We start from the raw sequence: 16,942 nt of genomic DNA, 5'->3' as shown, positions 1-16,942 counted from the left end.
TAATTGAGCATACGCCTTGCCTATCGGCTAGTCAGAGTTGCCCAAATTTTTTCCAGTCTTTTTTCGGAAATCGCAAATTTGGTTTTCATTGGTTGGGCAAACAAATTAATGCGATACTCTTCTACTGCCCAGCGATATTGAGCGATTTTTGGGTCATGCACCCGATTGGCAAGGCGTTCCATGTGTGTGTCTAACAGATATACGCCATCAAGATCGGCGTCCACATTATGTGTTAGTCGATCAAGGCGAACATTGAGTGCCTGTAAATAACGCGGATACTCTCGCCAGTGCATCACATCAGTGCGATAAATAAAATCAGATAAACTCAAATCGTCTAGCTGGTCTTCAATATCTTCAATGCTTTCACCAAAGATTTCATTATCCAGCATTAAAAGTTTGCCACGGGCAGTTTGCCAGCTTGTATATATGTCTTTGAGCGTCCGTAAAACAGCCTGTCCTGTTAAGAGAAATTCCGCCAAAACTTTATCGCTTGTCTGGGCAAATTCATGCTCATCAAATGGCAAATGTTCGCTAAGCCAAGCTGTTTCATCATCAATCAGACCACCAATATAAACTCGTGCATTTTCACTGGTGCTGTTAATCAAGCGTGGTGCATGGTCGTATAGACACGCCTGCAAGGTTGCATCAACCACAATGTTTTTTAGTTTTTCAAGGTCTCCAAGTGGGGCAAAGGCCAGCTTAAAGGCTTTATCAACTTGCGAAGTAAGCTGTTTTTGTCTTGCCCCCAGTTTGGCCTTAATCAGAGCAAGCACACCATTTTTGTGCGTATTTAGGGCAGACCTTAATTCGGTAAACTGAGCAATTGATACTGCCGCACCTGTTTTATCCGCCTTTAATGCCGAAAACTCCTGCATGACCACGCCTGCACTGTGCTTATTTCTCACAAAATTAAAATGGCTTGGAAAATTGTGATGAAGCCCCTCTTCTATCACAACTTCTTGGCGAATGGCGGTCGTATGCCGAGCTTTTAAGCGTGCCAAATCTCGGCTTTTTTCAATGACATGATTTTTCTCATCAACGACACAAATCAGTGGACGCAAATAATTATCCACCTTAGACGGCTCAAAATCATTAGGCGAGACACGCACGCCAAGCCTTAATAAATTTTGGCTGATTTGATCAAGCAAACCCGCCCCATTTAAGACATTAAGCTTATCAAAAATCTTATTTGTCGTATCAGGAATGGGGACAATTTGACGGCGTAATTCTTTTGGCAAGGTTTTTAATAATTGCAACACCAATTCATAACGCCACCCTGCAACCCCCCAAAGCAGTGCTACTGCATCAATCTGCGACAACGCTTTAACGGGTACACGAACAGTAACGCCATCATCATCAGAGCTGGGGTCAAACACATAAGACAGTGGTAATTTTAGACCGCCCATCTGCCAAACTTCTGGAAATTCATGATTGGCTTCAACATTTTCATTCAAGACATCATCATCATTGAAAAATAAAAAAGTAGGGTCTTGATTGAATTTTTCGTGATAAAATTCCTCAAAAGATTTACGGTTGGCTATGTGACTTGGTATTTTATCATGGTAAAATTGATACAATCTTTCTTCATCAACAAGCAAATCTTTGCGACGAAGCTTATCTTCAATACGCTCCACATTTTTAATCTTGGCGGTGTTATGTTCAAGGAATTTGGCAGCAAATCCATAGTTATTACCCACAAGTGCATCTCGGATAAAAATCTCTCTGGCGTGTTCTGTATTGATAGGCTCATAATTAGTCAGCTCTTTGGCAACCACTACCAATCCAAACAGACTGATCTGCACATAGGCACGCACTCGCCCAGTTTTCTTTGACCAATGCGGTTCAAAGTAGTGATATTTTAATAGATTGCCCGCCGCTGACACAATCCACTCAGGCTCAATCTTTGCATTACAACGCATATAGACCCGAGAAGTCTCCACCACCTCAAAAGCCATCAACCAATCCACGCCTTTTTTATGCAAAGTACTGGCAGGAAATATTCGTGCCTTTTGGCTACGAGCCATCATATATTCGCCCAAAACATCTGTCTTATGTGCCACAAATGACAAAAGTGCCGTGAGTATCGCCCTATGAATATTGACATATTGCACCGCCGTTTTATCCATCACACCATGACTGATGGATTTTAGGGCAGACAGACCAAGACTATTTTTGGTTTTTTTATTGGTCTTATCTTTATTTAATGATAAGCGTACGCCTTTTTTGGTATCAACTTTGGTATTTTTGATGACATCTTGACTCTGACCATCTTGAAAATCCACCCCCAACATCTCTTCAGTTTTCTTAATCACAAAACCCAATTCTGTCATCATGGCAGATAACTGTTCATGTGTTTTTTGCCACTCACGAATGCGAGTAAAGCTAAGATAGTGTTTTTTGGCAAAATTACGGCGAGCATTCACACTTAATATCTGATTGTTATTAAGCTCATGCTTACCAAACAAGGCTTGATACAGCTCTAAATAAAACAAAAAGTCCGAATCATCACGGCGGAATAAAGCGTGCTTTTGGTCGGCTTGTGCTTGCTTGTTCACTGGTCTTTCACGCACATCTTGCACCGCCAAAGCTGAAACAATGATGAGTATGTCTGACAAGCAGTCAAAATAATCACCTGCCACAAGCATACGAGCAAGGCGTGGATCAATGGGCATTTTTGCCATTATTTGGCCGATTTTGGTCAAGGCAATCGGCAGGGATTTGCGTTTTTTGATGGCGGTTTTGGTTGGTGCGTCTGTGATTGCCCCAAGCTCTAAAAGCAACTTTTTGCCATCGTTAATCAGACGAAAATCTGGCGGTGTAATGAAGTCAAATTCTGCCACATCACCAAGATTTAGCCGAGTCATCTGCAAAATGACACTCGCCAAATTTGTCCGTAAAATCTCAGGTTCGGTAAACTTAGGACGAGCATTAAAATCGTCCTCAGAATACAAACGAATACACACGCCATCACCAATACGCCCACAACGACCTTTACGCTGATTGGCAGCAGCTTGGCTGATGGCTTCAATCGGTAAACGCTGTATGCGTGAGCGATAATTATAACGACTGATACGAGCAAAACCCAAATCAATCACATAGCGAATGTTTGGTACGGTCAAAGCAGTTTCAGCAACATTGGTGGCAATGATGATGCGTCGCCCCCTGCCTGATGGCTGAAAAATACGCTGCTGCTCAGCAAATGACTGCCGAGCAAACAAAGGTAATATCTCGGTATGAGCTGGGGTGTGCGTGGTCAAAATCTCTTGTAATTCACGAATCTCTGCCTCTGTACTGGCAAAAATCAGAATGTCTGCTTGGTGCGGGTGTCCTTTTTTTGCAGCATCATCAAAGCACTCAGCAATGGCCGCTGTCAATGCTCGTGGCAGATTGTCCTCCGCTTCACCAAAGGCATCGTCATCATGGCTTGTGATGATCTGATCAGTCAAAGGACGATAACGCACCTCCACAGGATAGCTACGCCCTTCTACGCTAAAGACAGGTGCAGGTATCCCATCTTTGGCAAAATAACCAGCAAACCGCTCGGTATCTAGCGTGGCAGATGTAATGATGATTTTAAGATCTGTTCGTTTTGGTAGCAAGCCTTTTAAATAACCCAAAATAAAATCAATATTCAAACTGCGTTCATGTGCCTCATCAATAATGATGGTGTCATAGCGGGTTAAAAATTTATCCGTACCAAGCTCAGCAAGCAAAATACCATCTGTCATGAGCTTGACAATACTATCCCTCCCGCCTTCTTCGGTGAATCGCACCTTAAAGCTGACCGTCTTTCCTAGCGGTTCGCCAAGCTCTTGTGCGATACGGCTGGCCACAGAACGAGCGGCCAGACGGCGTGGTTGTGTATGTCCTATCTGCCCTGTTACCCCCCTGCCTGCAAGCATGGCAAGTTTTGGCAACTGAGTTGTTTTGCCCGAACCTGTCTCGCCTGCCACGATGATGACTTGATGATCTTCAATCGCCTTTATGAGCATCTGTGCCTCTTTGGTAACGGGCAAATCATGATTTAAAAGTTCTGGCAAATGAGATGGCATGGCATTTTGTCGTGCAATGACCGCCTGATTTGAAAGATTGATAACTTCATTAAATTTGGCTTGTTTTTTGGCTTTATCATCACCTTGTGCGTGTTTAATTTCTTGGCGTAGGCGATGCAGATAATGGCGATCTTTGGCTAAAATAGGTAATTTTTTCATCATTTATAATTCATTCATCATCAATTATTTAAAAGTCTTAATATACTTTTTTGGGCATAATTTGGTAAATTTTATCATACTTAGATTGATACGCTTAGATTGATGCGTATTGTAATGCACTTTGGCAAGGTGTGCAATCCATGCCAAATCCGTGCTAAAATAGCATAACAACCAAAATATCATCATTAAAATCCTAACACACCTCATGAAGCAAGCCACAATACATCAGATTGTTACTGACATCAAGCCCAGTCCAGTGGTGGTATTTATTATTTTTATGGTGATTTTAGCTCATGCTTTTGTCATCTATCTTGCCGTATCAGCAAAAGCCCAAGGTCAATCTGTCGCCAACACCTTGCCAATACAAATCACCTTGATCAACGCCACACAGCAGACACAAAGCCCTGTAAGCACAACAACACATAAAAAGACAATACGCCACACTCAGCATCATGTTCGTACCCACCACAAAGACAGCAATCATCATTTTAAAACCACGCAATCAAAGCAAACCGCACCCATCATGATTAAAAATGAAAATGAAGAAGAGATGGCAGATTTTCAACACACAACCAATCAAACGCTCGGCCAAAAAGAACATAAAACATCAGATTTTATCAGTCAGACACACTCAGACAAGCCACTTGCACCAACAGACAAGCCAGACATCATACCAGTACATAGACCCGCCCCCAGCATTGCACTAAAAAAGGCCGCTCAAATTGCCACCATTCGCATCATCGAAGCATGGGAAAATAAGATACAGGAAAATGATGGCAATCCCTATCAAAATTATGATACTATCTCTGGCTCTGGCTCTGGCTCTGGCTCTGGCAAAAAACTGATGGTAACCATACAGCTTGATGACACAGGTGGCGTGATGGGCATAGACATTGGCAAGGGCAATCAAGAACTTGCTGATGATATAAAAGCCGCCATTAATGACAGTGCTCCTTTTGGCGAAGTGGCAGGCATGGCCAGCAAACTCACCATTGAATTTAACAGCGCACCAAAATGATTTTTAAAACAACAAGTTAAAACTCCATAAGCACCACAAAAGACAGTAAAGGCATCATATTGGCATGAAAAAGATGGAAAAAACAACAAATATAGCACTGGCATTACTGGTCGCTTTGAGTTTAGTGGGTTGTCAGCACATTCAAACAGCAAGAAATCCCATGCCCATAACACTCACCCCGAGCAATCACCAAAAGTTGGCAATCAGTAACACGCAAAATACTCATATTCACCACCCAATCATCTTAACACCAACCAACCTACCCACCAAAAATAAGTCTGATGCCAAAAAAGCGTTGAGCAGGACAGAATTTTATTTGTTAGAAAGCTGGTTTTAATCGCTTTAGCTCACCACTAAACACAAACACCAAGAGATATGAAATATAAAGTAATACAAAACTGGTAGTCCAACCAATCATCTCATCACAATCACAATCTCACGACAACCAACGCCATGCGTCCTGTGGCAGGTTTTTTTGCATGAGTTTGTGCACGATAAGAGTAAAAACGCGTGTCATTATAGGTACAAGGAGTATCATCATTAAGCACACTCACCCCCAATTTTTCAAGCTCAAACCTGGCCAATTTATCCAAATCAATCAAACACTTATCGCAAGACTTACCATCTTTAATGATGGCATGATATAAATCCAGCTCATCAAAATGGGTCAATTGTTTTACACAGACTTGCCCCACAATATCATCAGCCAACTTGCGTGTGATTTCATAAGAGTCTTGGCTGATACAAGCACCAATGATGGCATGAAGTTTGGTTTTTGGGTGAGTTTGGCGTATGGTTGCAATGGTTTTGGCAATAACACCATTGCTTAGGCCCTGCCAGCCTGCATGAATACAAGCGATTGGTGCATCTTGATCGTCATCATCAGCAAAAACAGCCACAGGCACACAATCTGCCGTCATGATGGCAAGCCCATGCCCAACCTTGTGCGTCATCAGTGCGTCAGCCGTTAATGCTTTAATGCCAACACTTTCATCGATATTGACCACAATATCACTATGAATTTGATTAAGCCAATGTAGGCAATCAACCCGATATTGTTGATTAAGCTCATCAAGCAGTTCTGCTCGATGAACCAGCACATCACTTGGTATATCATCAACATGAAGCCCTAGGTTAAACTGCCCATAGACATCATTGTTGCCAAATTTATCAAACATACCTGCGGTTGTCTGCACCACCAAAATGGTTGGTGTACGATGCAAAACGATCAGAGAATTCGCCCAGTTTTTTGTTAAATCGCCCGACACGCCCATCAAATTACTCATCATACTTCCTAATGTTTTCTAGCCTTCTTGTAATGCGTTAATTAAATATGACATATCATTAGGCAACGGCACAAGAAATCGTTTGGATTCACCCGTTTTTGGGTGAATAAATCCCAGTTGATGGGCGTGTAAAGCCTGACGCAAAAAATTCTGTACAGCTTGATGGCACTCAGCAGACAGTCCAGATTTGATAGGCCTACCATATACAGGGTCGCCCACAAGCGAAAAACCCAAATGTGATAAATGCACACGAATTTGATGAGTTCGCCCTGTTTCCAAACGCACATCAAGCAGACTATATCGCTCATGCACGCTTGTCGCTTTTAAAATATGCGTGATTGCCACACGCCCACCGTCTCGCACCGCCATCTTGGTGCGTTGTGTAGGGTGGCGTGCGATTGGCATATCAATCCTAGCATGGCGTAAAATATCACTTGGCGTACCCTGACAAATACATTGATAATGGCGATAGACGCTCTTGTCTTTTAATTGCTCAATCAAATTCATCTGGGCTGATTTGGTGCGTGCCACCACCAGCAACCCAGTTGTATCCTTGTCAATGCGATGCACAAGCCCTGCTCTTGGCAGGTGGGCATTATCTGGATAATGATAAAGCAGTGCATTAACAAGTGTCCCTGTGCGATTACCTGCCCCTGGGTGCACTACCATGCCAGCGGCCTTATTGATCACAATCACCTCATCATCTTCATAAATAACATCAAGAGCAATATTTTGTGGCAAATCCTCTGAATGACTCTCTAATATGACTTCTAGGGATAAAATATCGCCCAATCTAACCCGATATTTTGGTTTTTGGCTGGTGTGATTGACAAGCAATTTGCCATCATCAATAAATCCTTGCAACTGCACACGAGAAAAATCACCAAAAACCATCGCCGACAGCTTATCTAGACGCACGCCCTCATGATCATGGCCAACAACATGGCTCAAAGATACACTGTTTGGGGCGTGATTTTCTTCAAAATCAAATTCGCCATCAACATTATTAGTATCGTTATTGGCATCGCTTGGCAAAATTTCAGGCGTTAAATTTGCTAAAATATCAATGTTATCAGTTCTCATTTTTCTTAAAAATCATATAAAAATAACTGAACACTTTAACACATTTGTGCTTTTTTTTCTTATAAATTTCTAATAAAAAATGCAAGAAATCTCACAAGAAAATCATATAAAAACACATATTTGTTGATATTTTTTGCCAAATTTATGTTAAACTAATCAGCATTAAAATTGATTTAAAACAAATTTGCATTCACGGAGACCTCATGAAGTCATCACTACAATTAAAACTCATCACAGCATTCATCGTAAGCAGCATGGCTTTAACAGGTTGCACCACTTTAAAAGGTGCATTTGGCAAAAAAAGCGAAGTTGTTGCCACCGCTGAAAAATCCGATGCCAACTACTATCAAGATGCACAAAACGCCCTTGAAAAGGGTCGAAATCATGAGGCGATTACTGCCTTAACAAACATCCGCACTTTTTACCCAACAGGTCAATACGCCGAACAAGCTTTGCTTGATTTGATTTATGCACAATATCAAGCAAAAAATTTTGAAGCAGTCATTCAAAGTACTGCCGAATTCATACAATCATACCCAAGCAGTCGCTACATTGACTATGTCATTTATGTACAAGGCATAACCAATATGGGCGGTTCACCAAAGGCTTCACGCCTATTTAAAATGGATCAGTCCCAACGTGATATTTCTTGGTTACAATTGGCATTCAATACTTTTCAAGTCTTGGTAAATAATTTTCCAAATAGTCAATACGCACCTGACGCTGCCCAGCGAATGATTGCGATTTATAATGACTTTGCTGAACACGAATTGGTTGCTGCTCGTTGGTATCTTAAGCGAGATGCCTATCTTGCCGCCGCCAATCGTGCCAAATGGGTATTTCAATACTATCCGCAATCTGAAGCCATACCTGAGTCAATCGCCATTTTGGCATACAGCTATGACAAACTGGGCATGACCGACACCGCCAAACAATACAAAACTTTATTACAAATCAACTATCCTCAATATTTAACCAATGATGGCGAGGTTCGCCTGCCAAATCAAGGTGCTTCATCATGGACCAAGCGTACACTGTCTATGATTAGTTTTGGTAAATTGGGTCGTAGCAAAGATAATTTTGAACCCACCGCCGACTCTTATGAAGGAGCAACAAATACACAGGTGATTCATCAGGCGATGAATTTAACCCTATCAAATAATAATGGCAACCGATAAGAGTTTGGTTTATTTGCCCAAAAAACCACAACAGGGCATACAATAAAGCTTCTCTTTTCATTTGTTTTTGCTACATTTTTTATCTTTGACATCACAATCCCTTAAAATAGCTTTATGGGATTGGTTGTCTTTTAAGCTTTATAAAAATCATTTTAGGTAAGGTATGCGAGTTTCTGAATCTGTCATTGAACAGCTCAACAGTCAAGCCGACCTTGTGGGCATGATTCGCCGCCACACCGTACTAAAACCCGCTGGACGAGAGTTTAAGGGGTGCTGTCCTTTTCATGGTGAAAAAACACCATCATTTTATGTCAATCCAGAGACCAATCTATACTATTGCTTTGGCTGCGGTGCAAAAGGCAATCCTGTTACTTTCTTAAAAGAATTTGAGCGCATGAGCTTTATGGAGGCACTCAACGCTTTATCTGAACAAACAGGCATTGATTTGCCCAAAGATGATGCCTTTGACAAATCCATTAAATACAAAAAAAGTAGCAAATCACAAGTTCCACCAAATCAGACAAACACACCAATTCAGAACCATCTCACGCAAGATGGCCCAGCTCATCAGCATTTAGACTTAGATGACACCCACCATCAACCTGATGAGTTTAATATTTATAGTAACAACCATCAACACACAAGCTTTGATTATAATGGCAATATTGCTGATGCAATCCAATATGATGAGCAAGGTGATTTATACAGTTTACTCAGCAATATTTGCCAGTATTATCAATATCAGTTGCACAATAATCAAGCAGCGATGGCATATTTTGCCTCTCGCGGCCTGACCAAACAGACAATAGATACTTTTAATCTAGGATATGCACCATCTGGTTGGCAACATTTAGAGGAGGCCTTTCCTCAAGACATTGAAGGCTTAAAACTATTGGGCTTGGTACGCACCTCTCAAAAGGGTCGAGATTTTGATCTATTGCGAGACCGTGTCATATTTCCCATCAAAGACCGACAAGGTCGTGTGGTTGGTTTTGCGGGTCGGTCATTGGGTGATGAAATGCCAAAATATATCAACTCATCAGAATCCCCCGTCTTTCAAAAACAGTTCATTTTATATGGGCTGTACGAGGCACGCCAAGCCAAGGCGAATAATTACATGATGGTTGAGGGCTACATGGATGTCATAGCCCTTCATCAAGCTGGGATTTATGGGGCGGTCGCACCGATGGGAACAGCAGCAAATGAAGGACAAATCGCCAATTTATTAAAATACAATGACAGTCTAACCCTGTGTTTTGATGGTGATGAGGCAGGACAGCGTGCAGCTTGGCGTACCCTAGAGATTGCTGCACCTATATTATCAGATGGCAAACAGCTAAAATTTCTTACCTTACCAGACAGCCACGATCCAGACACCTACATCAAGATGTATGGTGTAGATTCAATGCAAAGACAAATTGAGTCTGCTGTCAGTACATCAGATTATATTTTTGAAGTACTAAGCAGTCGTTATGATATTAGCCTTCCAGAGAATAAAGCAACTGCAATGGCAAGGCTTAAAGAGCTGACCGCCAAGTTCCCCAAAGGTTCTAGTTTTAAATATTGGCTCAATAACGATATTTATCAAAAATTAAGTACAAAAGATACACGCAAAGAACGCTATCATATTGACAAAGCCAATTATGAAGCAAGCATCAATCGCAATATTTTACTTTATCTTTGTTTGCTATACGCCCCCCACATTTTGGCCTGTGATCCGCTTAGCAACATCTTAACCCAATCTGGTGTGATTGATGTTCATGTTGATTTTATTGACCGCCTTGAAAAGCATGAATTACGCTTACCAGAATTACCCACTTGGCGAAGCATTGGTGATGACGCATTAATGGAGCTGACTTGTACCATCATGCAATTAAACGAACTTGCCAAACAAGGTCTGATTGATTCATTTTTACCAACCAATGATTTACAGATCATCGATGAGCAGGCACATTTTATCATGGCAAATTTACCCAATGAAGCACTAAAAGATGTACTGGCAGAATCTTGGCGTGAATTTTTTGGGCAAATGGTTGGGCAAAAATTTGAGAATATTGGTTTGTTTTTTAATGAGTTGTTAAGTCAAGTCCTGGCTGAAACTTTCAAAAAACAACACGAGCAAAGCAAGAACATCATTTTGTCTGAAATACACAAGCGACGCTTGCTTGCCTTACAACAATGGGATAAAGCACAAAAAAATAAGCTAGCAACAACCCTTGACACCGAATCTTAATACAAAAAAATCAATCAAACACTTAATATTTGATTGATTTTTTAACACTTAAAGCCATACACAGTTTGCCATAGTGCCTTTGCTTGACAACAAACTTTTGACGACCAATTATTTTATGAGCAAGACAACCAATGACGAGCAAACAAAGATTTAGAACAAAGCTGTCTGTGCATCAGTCTTGTGATAATTGCGATTAAAATAAGTTAAGGCCTCATCGCCATCGCCCTGCTTGATTGCCACAATCTCACAAATCAAAATGCCATGCGTACCAACCTGCTTTATCTCACTAATCTTACAATCAAAGCTAATTAAGGCCTCATTAAGCATGGGCGAACCTGTTAATAGCAGCTCCCATTCAGCACTAGCAAAACGGTCTTCAGAGCTTAACGGAGATGCAAAAATATTAGACAAATGCGATTGCTTGGCTGTCAGAGTATTGACCATCAGTACACGATTTTCAACAAAATACTCATAGGAGCGCGCATTGCCATTCATACATACAAGCAAAGTTGGGGGCGAGTCAGTAACACTGCATACCGCTGATGCAGTAAAGCCATGCCTACCTGCTGTACCGTCTGTTGTTACCACATGCACAGCTGTGGTTAGTTTTGCCATTGCGTCTTTAAAATCTGCTACATCTACCATTTTAATTTCTTAATTCTTCTTATCATTAAATATCAAGCAAAAAGTCAAAATGGAACACAAGTCATGCCCCATTTTGTCTTTCTTAATCAACCTATCAAATCAACCTGCCAATTCAGCACGAATGATTTTCGCACCTTCACTCAAAGCGTTAAGTTTACCACGGGCAATAGTACGAGACAAAGGTGCCATGCCGCAGTTGGTACTTGGAAATAGCTTATCAGCATCAACAAATTGCAATGCTTTACGCAAAGTATCTGCCACCTGCTCTGGAGTTTCAACAGTATTGCTTGCCACATCAATCGCACCAACCATCACCGTTTTACCACGAATCAGTTCAATCAAATCCATTGGCACACGAGAATTTTGGCATTCAAGAGAAATGATATCAATCTTAGACTGTTGTAGTTTTGGAAAACTTTCTTCGTATTGTCGCCATTCACCCCCAAGCGTTTGCTTCCAATCTGTATTGGCCTTAATGCCATAGCCATAACAGATATGCACAGCCGTTTGACATTTTAAACCTTCAACCGCTCTTTCTAATGCCGCCACGCCCCAGTCATTAAGCTCATCAAAAAATACATTAAAGGCAGGCTCATCAAACTGAATGATATCCACACCCGCCGCTTCCAACTCTTTGGCTTCTTCATTCAAGATTTTAGCAAACTCCCAAGCCAATTTCTCACGACTTTTATAGTGGCCGTCATACAGCGTATCAATCATTGTCATTGGACCAGGCAATGCCCATTTAATCAATTTATCGGTGTGTTGGCGTAAAAATTTGGCATCATCTACAAATACCGATTTTGGGCGAGAGACTGCCCCAACCACACTTGGCACACTGGCATCATAACGATTGCGAATTCTGACGGTTTCTCGCTTATTAAAATCCACACCATCTAAATGCTCAATAAAAGTCGTTACAAAATGCTGACGAGTCTGCTCGCCATCACTAACAATATCAATGCCTGCTGCTGTTTGCTCAGCAAGCGATACAAGCAGAGCATCTTTTTTGGCCTGCAATAACTCTTCACCTTCAAATTTCCAAGGCGACCAAAGTTTTTCAGGCTCAGCAAGCCAAGACGGTTTTGGCAAACTGCCAGCGGTAGAGGTGGGAAGAAGAATATTACTCATTATTTTTTCCTAAAATGGTTGAACCGTGCAATTATATCAAAAAAATTAAATCAGTCGACTAAAATTGCATCGACTGATTTAAATTAAACTCAATTATGACTCTTTTAGCCAAGCATCTAAAATTTCTTTATAAGGCTTGATGAACTGCTCTTCTGCAAGTTTACCCTGCCTAATTGCCAGATCAGTACGCTCTACACGGTCATAATCTACTTTTGGCACTGAATAATCTTGATAAGTTAAGCTACCTTTATATACCTGCCCTGCAACAGAATTGGCACTATAAATCTCTGGACGATAAATTCTTTGAAATGCTTCCATGGTCGCAATCGTGCTGATCAACTCTAAATTCGTATAATCATTAAGCAAGTCTGCATTTTCATCAAAATAAAACGCATACGGTGCAACCGATTTTGGTGGCATAAAATAACGAACTTTTAAGCCCATTTTGGCAAAATATTCATCAGTCAAAGAATACTCATTTTGCACATACTCTACGCCCAAAATTGGGTGAATATTTGTTGTTCTGTGGTAAGTTCTTGTTGTTGCAACACTCAAGCACAGTACGGGAGGTTTTTTGAATTGAGCTTTATATTCTGGTGAATTCAGCATGAACTTGAACAGCTTTCCATGCAAGTCGCCATAACCTTCTGGTACACTAAATTCTGGCTTATCTTGATTATAATCACGCAACAATACGCTAAAATCATAATCACGAACAAAAGATGAAAAACTATTGCCAACAATACCATCAATGGTTTTGCCTGTTTGATGATCAATCACCGAAGTTTTTAGCCATTCAAGCCCTGAAAAAAACTCACCCTTGCCCACCACATCAATGTCAATTGAAACAATATCCAATTTAACCGAATAACGGTCATTGGTAGGGTTGTCCCAATTTGCCAAATCATTAAAGCGGTTATCAATCATCGCAATGGCATTTTGTAAATTTTGCTTGCGGTTTTCGCCACGAGCCAAGTTAGCAAAGTTAGTTGTCAAACGAGTACTACTCGCTGGCTCATAGTTTTCATCAAATCGCTGGGTATGTACCTTGCATTGAAATTGTGTGGTCATTTTAACACCTTTTTGGGTTGCTTATGGAATGTGTGTATTAAACCATATTTTCTTGATGAAAAAAAGTGATATATTTTTAAAAAATATTGAAAATTTTTCAAGTTATTTGGTTGATGAAATTTAATTTTAAGTCATTTAAGCTTAGTTGATACAACAAAAATCAACATTTGATGACAATATGGCTAACAGTTTTGATGATTTTTGAGGTAAAAACATCACAATGATGAACAATAGAGCACTTGTTTACAAAATTTTGTCAAAAAAATAGGGGTAGATACCCCTATTTCATACTTTTTTTATACTTCTATATTTCGCTTTCATCAGGTGGGTTTGTCAAATTTTTGGCGTCAAAAACTTCTATTTCCTCAACCTCCTCATGTTCTACACATGCCACACCAACCAATGTTTCACCCTCACCGATGCGGATTAAGCGAACGCCCTGTGCATTTCGTCCTGCGGTAGCGATTTGGGCAACGGGTGTACGCACAAGCGTGCCCTTATCTGAAATAAGAATCACATCTTCATCGTCTGTTACCGCCACCGCCTTAACAAGCTGGCCATTACGCTCACTTGTCTTAATTGCAATCACACCTTGACCGCCACGCCCCTTAGTCGGGTATTCGGCGATTGGTGTACGCTTACCATAGCCCTGCTCGCAGGCACACAGTATCTCACCTTCGTTTGGTACAACAACAAGCGATACCACACGACTAAGCAATGCCATGCCATCGTCTGAGACAACATTATCGGCATCATCTAAATCGTCATCAGCAGGTTCATCATCGTCCAAGCCAAGATTTGCCAGTAGATTCACACGAATGCCTCGCACACCTTTGGCAGTACGACCCATCACACGAATGGCAGATTCTTTAAATCGAATTGCCTTACCCTCGCTTGAAAACAGCATAATTTCTTGTTCGCCGTCTGTTATTGCCACACCGACAAGGCTGTCGCCATCTACCAGATCAATGGCTCTTAATCCATTGGCTCGCAGATTGGCAAACTGTGATAAAGCCACTCGTTTTACCGTCCCGCTCGCAGTGGCAAAAAATACAAATTTATCATCTGCTTTTAAATCATCGACAGGCAAAATGGCGGTTACACTTTCATCTGCCTCCATATTGATCAGATTGACAAGTGGTCTTCCTTTTGAGCCACGAGAGGCAATTGGCACCTCAAAACCACGCAGACCAAAAACTTTTCCTGTATTGGTAAAGCATAAAATATGAGCATGCGTACTGGTAACAAGCAAGTGTTCTATCACATCATCTTCTTTCATAGTAGTGGCTGATTTGCCTCTGCCACCTCGTTTTTGAGCCTGATAATCACCAATTGGCTGTGTCTTGGCATAGCCTGTGCGTGATACAGTCATGACCACTGTTTGCTCAGGGATCAAATCTTCACGACTAAAATCAGCGCGTGAATCAACAATGTCCGTCTTACGCTCATCGCCAAAATCATCACGGATTTGCACCAATTCGGTCTTAATTAAATTCATCAAAATGTCAAAATCTGCCAAAATAAGCTGCAATCTGGCAATCTCACCCAAAATTTCTCGATACTCCGCCGATAGCTTATCTTGCTCCAACCCTGTCAAACGATGGAGTTGCATATCTAAAATAGCATTGATTTGGTCAGGTGATAAACGGTACTCTTTATCATCATTAATCAAGCCAAATGGGGCGTTTAAATCCTCACCCTCAATAATTTCAGGACGCACAGAACTGGCTCCTGCATTTTTGAGCATGGCAACCACATCACCAGATTGCCAAATACGAGATGCTAAGTTTTCACGAGCCTGTGCACGGTTGGCAGATCGCTTGATGGTCTCGATAACCTCATCAATATTAGCAAGAGCAATGGTTAAGCCTTCAAGTAAATGCCCACGAGCCTTAGCTTTGTTTAATTCAAAAATAGTACGGCGTGTAACCACTTCTTGACGGTGGCGGATAAATGCTGAAATCAAACCATGTAAGGTCATTAATTTTGGCTGGCCATTATCAAGGGCAACCATATTAATGCTAAAACTAGATTCCAAAGGTGTTTGTAAAAATAAATTATTGACCACCACCTCGCTATTTTCGCCTCGTTTCAAATCAATAGCGATTCGCATTCCTTCCTTGTCCGACTCATCACGAATGGCAGAGATACCATCAATTTTTTTGTCATTAACAAGTTGGGCAATTTGCTCAATGAGCTTGGCTTTATTAACTTGGTAGGGAATCTCAGTAAAAATAATACGCTCACGCTCACGATTCACCCCTTCCATATTTTCAATGGTGTAGCGACCACGAATATGTAAACGCCCTTTGCCTGTCATATAAGCATCACGAATACCACTACGACCATGGATAATACCCCCTGTCGGAAAATCAGGACCGCTGATATAATCAGCAAGCTCATCAGCGGTAATCTGTGGGTTATTGGCATAGGCAAGACAAGCATTCACCACTTCAACCAGATTATGGGGTGCCATATTAGTGGCCATGCCCACCGCAATTCCTGTCGCCCCATTAATTAAAAGATTTGGCACACGGGCAGGTAGCACGGACGGCATTTTTTCTGAACCATCGTAATTATCCTCCCAATCTACCGTGTCTTTATCAAGGTCTCCAAGCATCTGATGAGTCAGTTTTTGCATACGCACTTCGGTATAACGCATGGCGGCAGGTGGGTCGCCATCAACTGAGCCAAAGTTTCCTTGACCATCAATCATCATGTATCGCATAGAAAACGGCTGAGCAAGACGAACGATGGCGTCATAAACAGCAGTATCACCATGCGGATGGTATTTACCGATAACATCCCCTACAACACGAGCAGACTTTTTATAAGCCTTATTGTAGTCATTAGACAGCTCATGCATGGCATACATCACACGACGATGAACGGGTTTTAACCCATCTCTGACATCAGGCAAAGCACGAGAGACGATCACACTCATCGCATAGTCAAGATACGACTGCTTCAACTCATCAACAATCCCAACAGGAGTTACGCTATCGGTCATAAACCAACCTTTTTTATTTTAAAATCAAGCGTCTATTATAGCATAAACGCAAAAAAATTACACAAAAACAATCGCC

Annotated in this window: 11 protein-coding genes; 4 read left to right on the top strand and 7 right to left on the bottom strand. The window is 41.3% G+C overall.

The window, feature by feature from the left end:
- Nucleotides 1–20 precede the first annotated feature (20 nt).
- Entirely contained in the window at nucleotides 21–4,214 is a 4,194-nt protein-coding gene (hrpA, locus tag U9670_RS03805; RefSeq protein WP_323841470.1) for an ATP-dependent RNA helicase HrpA, read from the bottom strand.
- Nucleotides 4,215–4,416: 202 nt separating this feature from the next.
- Between hrpA and U9670_RS03800 the strand changes: the two genes are divergently transcribed.
- A complete protein-coding gene (locus U9670_RS03800; RefSeq protein WP_323841469.1) occupies nucleotides 4,417–5,229 on the top strand; it encodes a hypothetical protein in 813 nt (270 codons plus the stop codon).
- A 73-nt stretch (nucleotides 5,230–5,302) separates the two neighbouring features.
- The gene (locus U9670_RS03795; RefSeq protein ID WP_323841468.1) at nucleotides 5,303–5,566 is read left to right on the top strand and encodes a hypothetical protein; all 264 of its coding nucleotides are present in this window, start codon (nucleotides 5,303–5,305) and stop codon (nucleotides 5,564–5,566) included.
- A gap of 91 nt (nucleotides 5,567–5,657) precedes the next feature.
- Here U9670_RS03795 and U9670_RS03790 read toward each other — a convergent pair whose 3' ends face one another.
- Together U9670_RS03790 and U9670_RS03785 are read right to left on the bottom strand one after the other, a co-directional pair.
- The gene (locus U9670_RS03790; RefSeq protein WP_323841467.1) at nucleotides 5,658–6,515 is read right to left on the bottom strand and encodes a purine nucleoside phosphorylase YfiH/LACC1 family protein; all 858 of its coding nucleotides are present in this window, start codon (nucleotides 6,513–6,515) and stop codon (nucleotides 5,658–5,660) included.
- An 18-nt stretch (nucleotides 6,516–6,533) separates the two neighbouring features.
- The gene (locus tag U9670_RS03785; RefSeq protein WP_323841466.1) at nucleotides 6,534–7,598 is read right to left on the bottom strand and encodes an RluA family pseudouridine synthase; all 1,065 of its coding nucleotides are present in this window, start codon (nucleotides 7,596–7,598) and stop codon (nucleotides 6,534–6,536) included.
- Between the two features lie 203 nt (nucleotides 7,599–7,801).
- On the opposite strand from U9670_RS03785, the gene U9670_RS03780 reads away from it, so the two are divergent.
- Together U9670_RS03780 and U9670_RS03775 are read left to right on the top strand one after the other, a co-directional pair.
- On the top strand, nucleotides 7,802–8,776 hold the full coding sequence (locus tag U9670_RS03780; protein WP_323841465.1) for an outer membrane protein assembly factor BamD: 975 nt from the start codon (nucleotides 7,802–7,804) through the stop codon (nucleotides 8,774–8,776).
- A gap of 163 nt (nucleotides 8,777–8,939) precedes the next feature.
- Complete coding sequence (locus tag U9670_RS03775; protein ID WP_323841464.1) at nucleotides 8,940–11,009, top strand: DNA primase; 2,070 nt, start codon at nucleotides 8,940–8,942, stop codon at nucleotides 11,007–11,009.
- Nucleotides 11,010–11,159: 150 nt separating this feature from the next.
- Here U9670_RS03775 and U9670_RS03770 read toward each other — a convergent pair whose 3' ends face one another.
- From U9670_RS03770 to gyrA, 4 genes are all read right to left on the bottom strand, one after another.
- Nucleotides 11,160–11,654 carry a flavin reductase gene (locus tag U9670_RS03770; protein ID WP_323841463.1) on the bottom strand — a complete coding sequence of 165 codons (495 nt, stop codon included), beginning with the start codon at nucleotides 11,652–11,654 and terminating at the stop codon, nucleotides 11,160–11,162.
- Nucleotides 11,655–11,753: 99 nt separating this feature from the next.
- Entirely contained in the window at nucleotides 11,754–12,785 is a 1,032-nt protein-coding gene (locus U9670_RS03765; protein WP_323841462.1) for a methionine synthase, read from the bottom strand.
- Nucleotides 12,786–12,878: 93 nt separating this feature from the next.
- Nucleotides 12,879–13,856 carry a DUF1852 domain-containing protein gene (locus U9670_RS03760; RefSeq protein ID WP_323841460.1) on the bottom strand — a complete coding sequence of 326 codons (978 nt, stop codon included), beginning with the start codon at nucleotides 13,854–13,856 and terminating at the stop codon, nucleotides 12,879–12,881.
- A 304-nt stretch (nucleotides 13,857–14,160) separates the two neighbouring features.
- Complete coding sequence (gyrA, locus tag U9670_RS03755; RefSeq protein WP_323841459.1) at nucleotides 14,161–16,866, bottom strand: DNA gyrase subunit A; 2,706 nt, start codon at nucleotides 16,864–16,866, stop codon at nucleotides 14,161–14,163.
- Nucleotides 16,867–16,942 lie beyond the last annotated feature (76 nt).

The sequence above is a fragment of the Moraxella tarda genome, from assembly GCF_035181405.1.
Lineage (GTDB): Bacteria > Pseudomonadota > Gammaproteobacteria > Pseudomonadales > Moraxellaceae > Moraxella.
The sequence above is the reverse complement of the archived record's forward strand: the minus strand, read 5'-3'. Positions and strand labels throughout refer to the sequence as shown.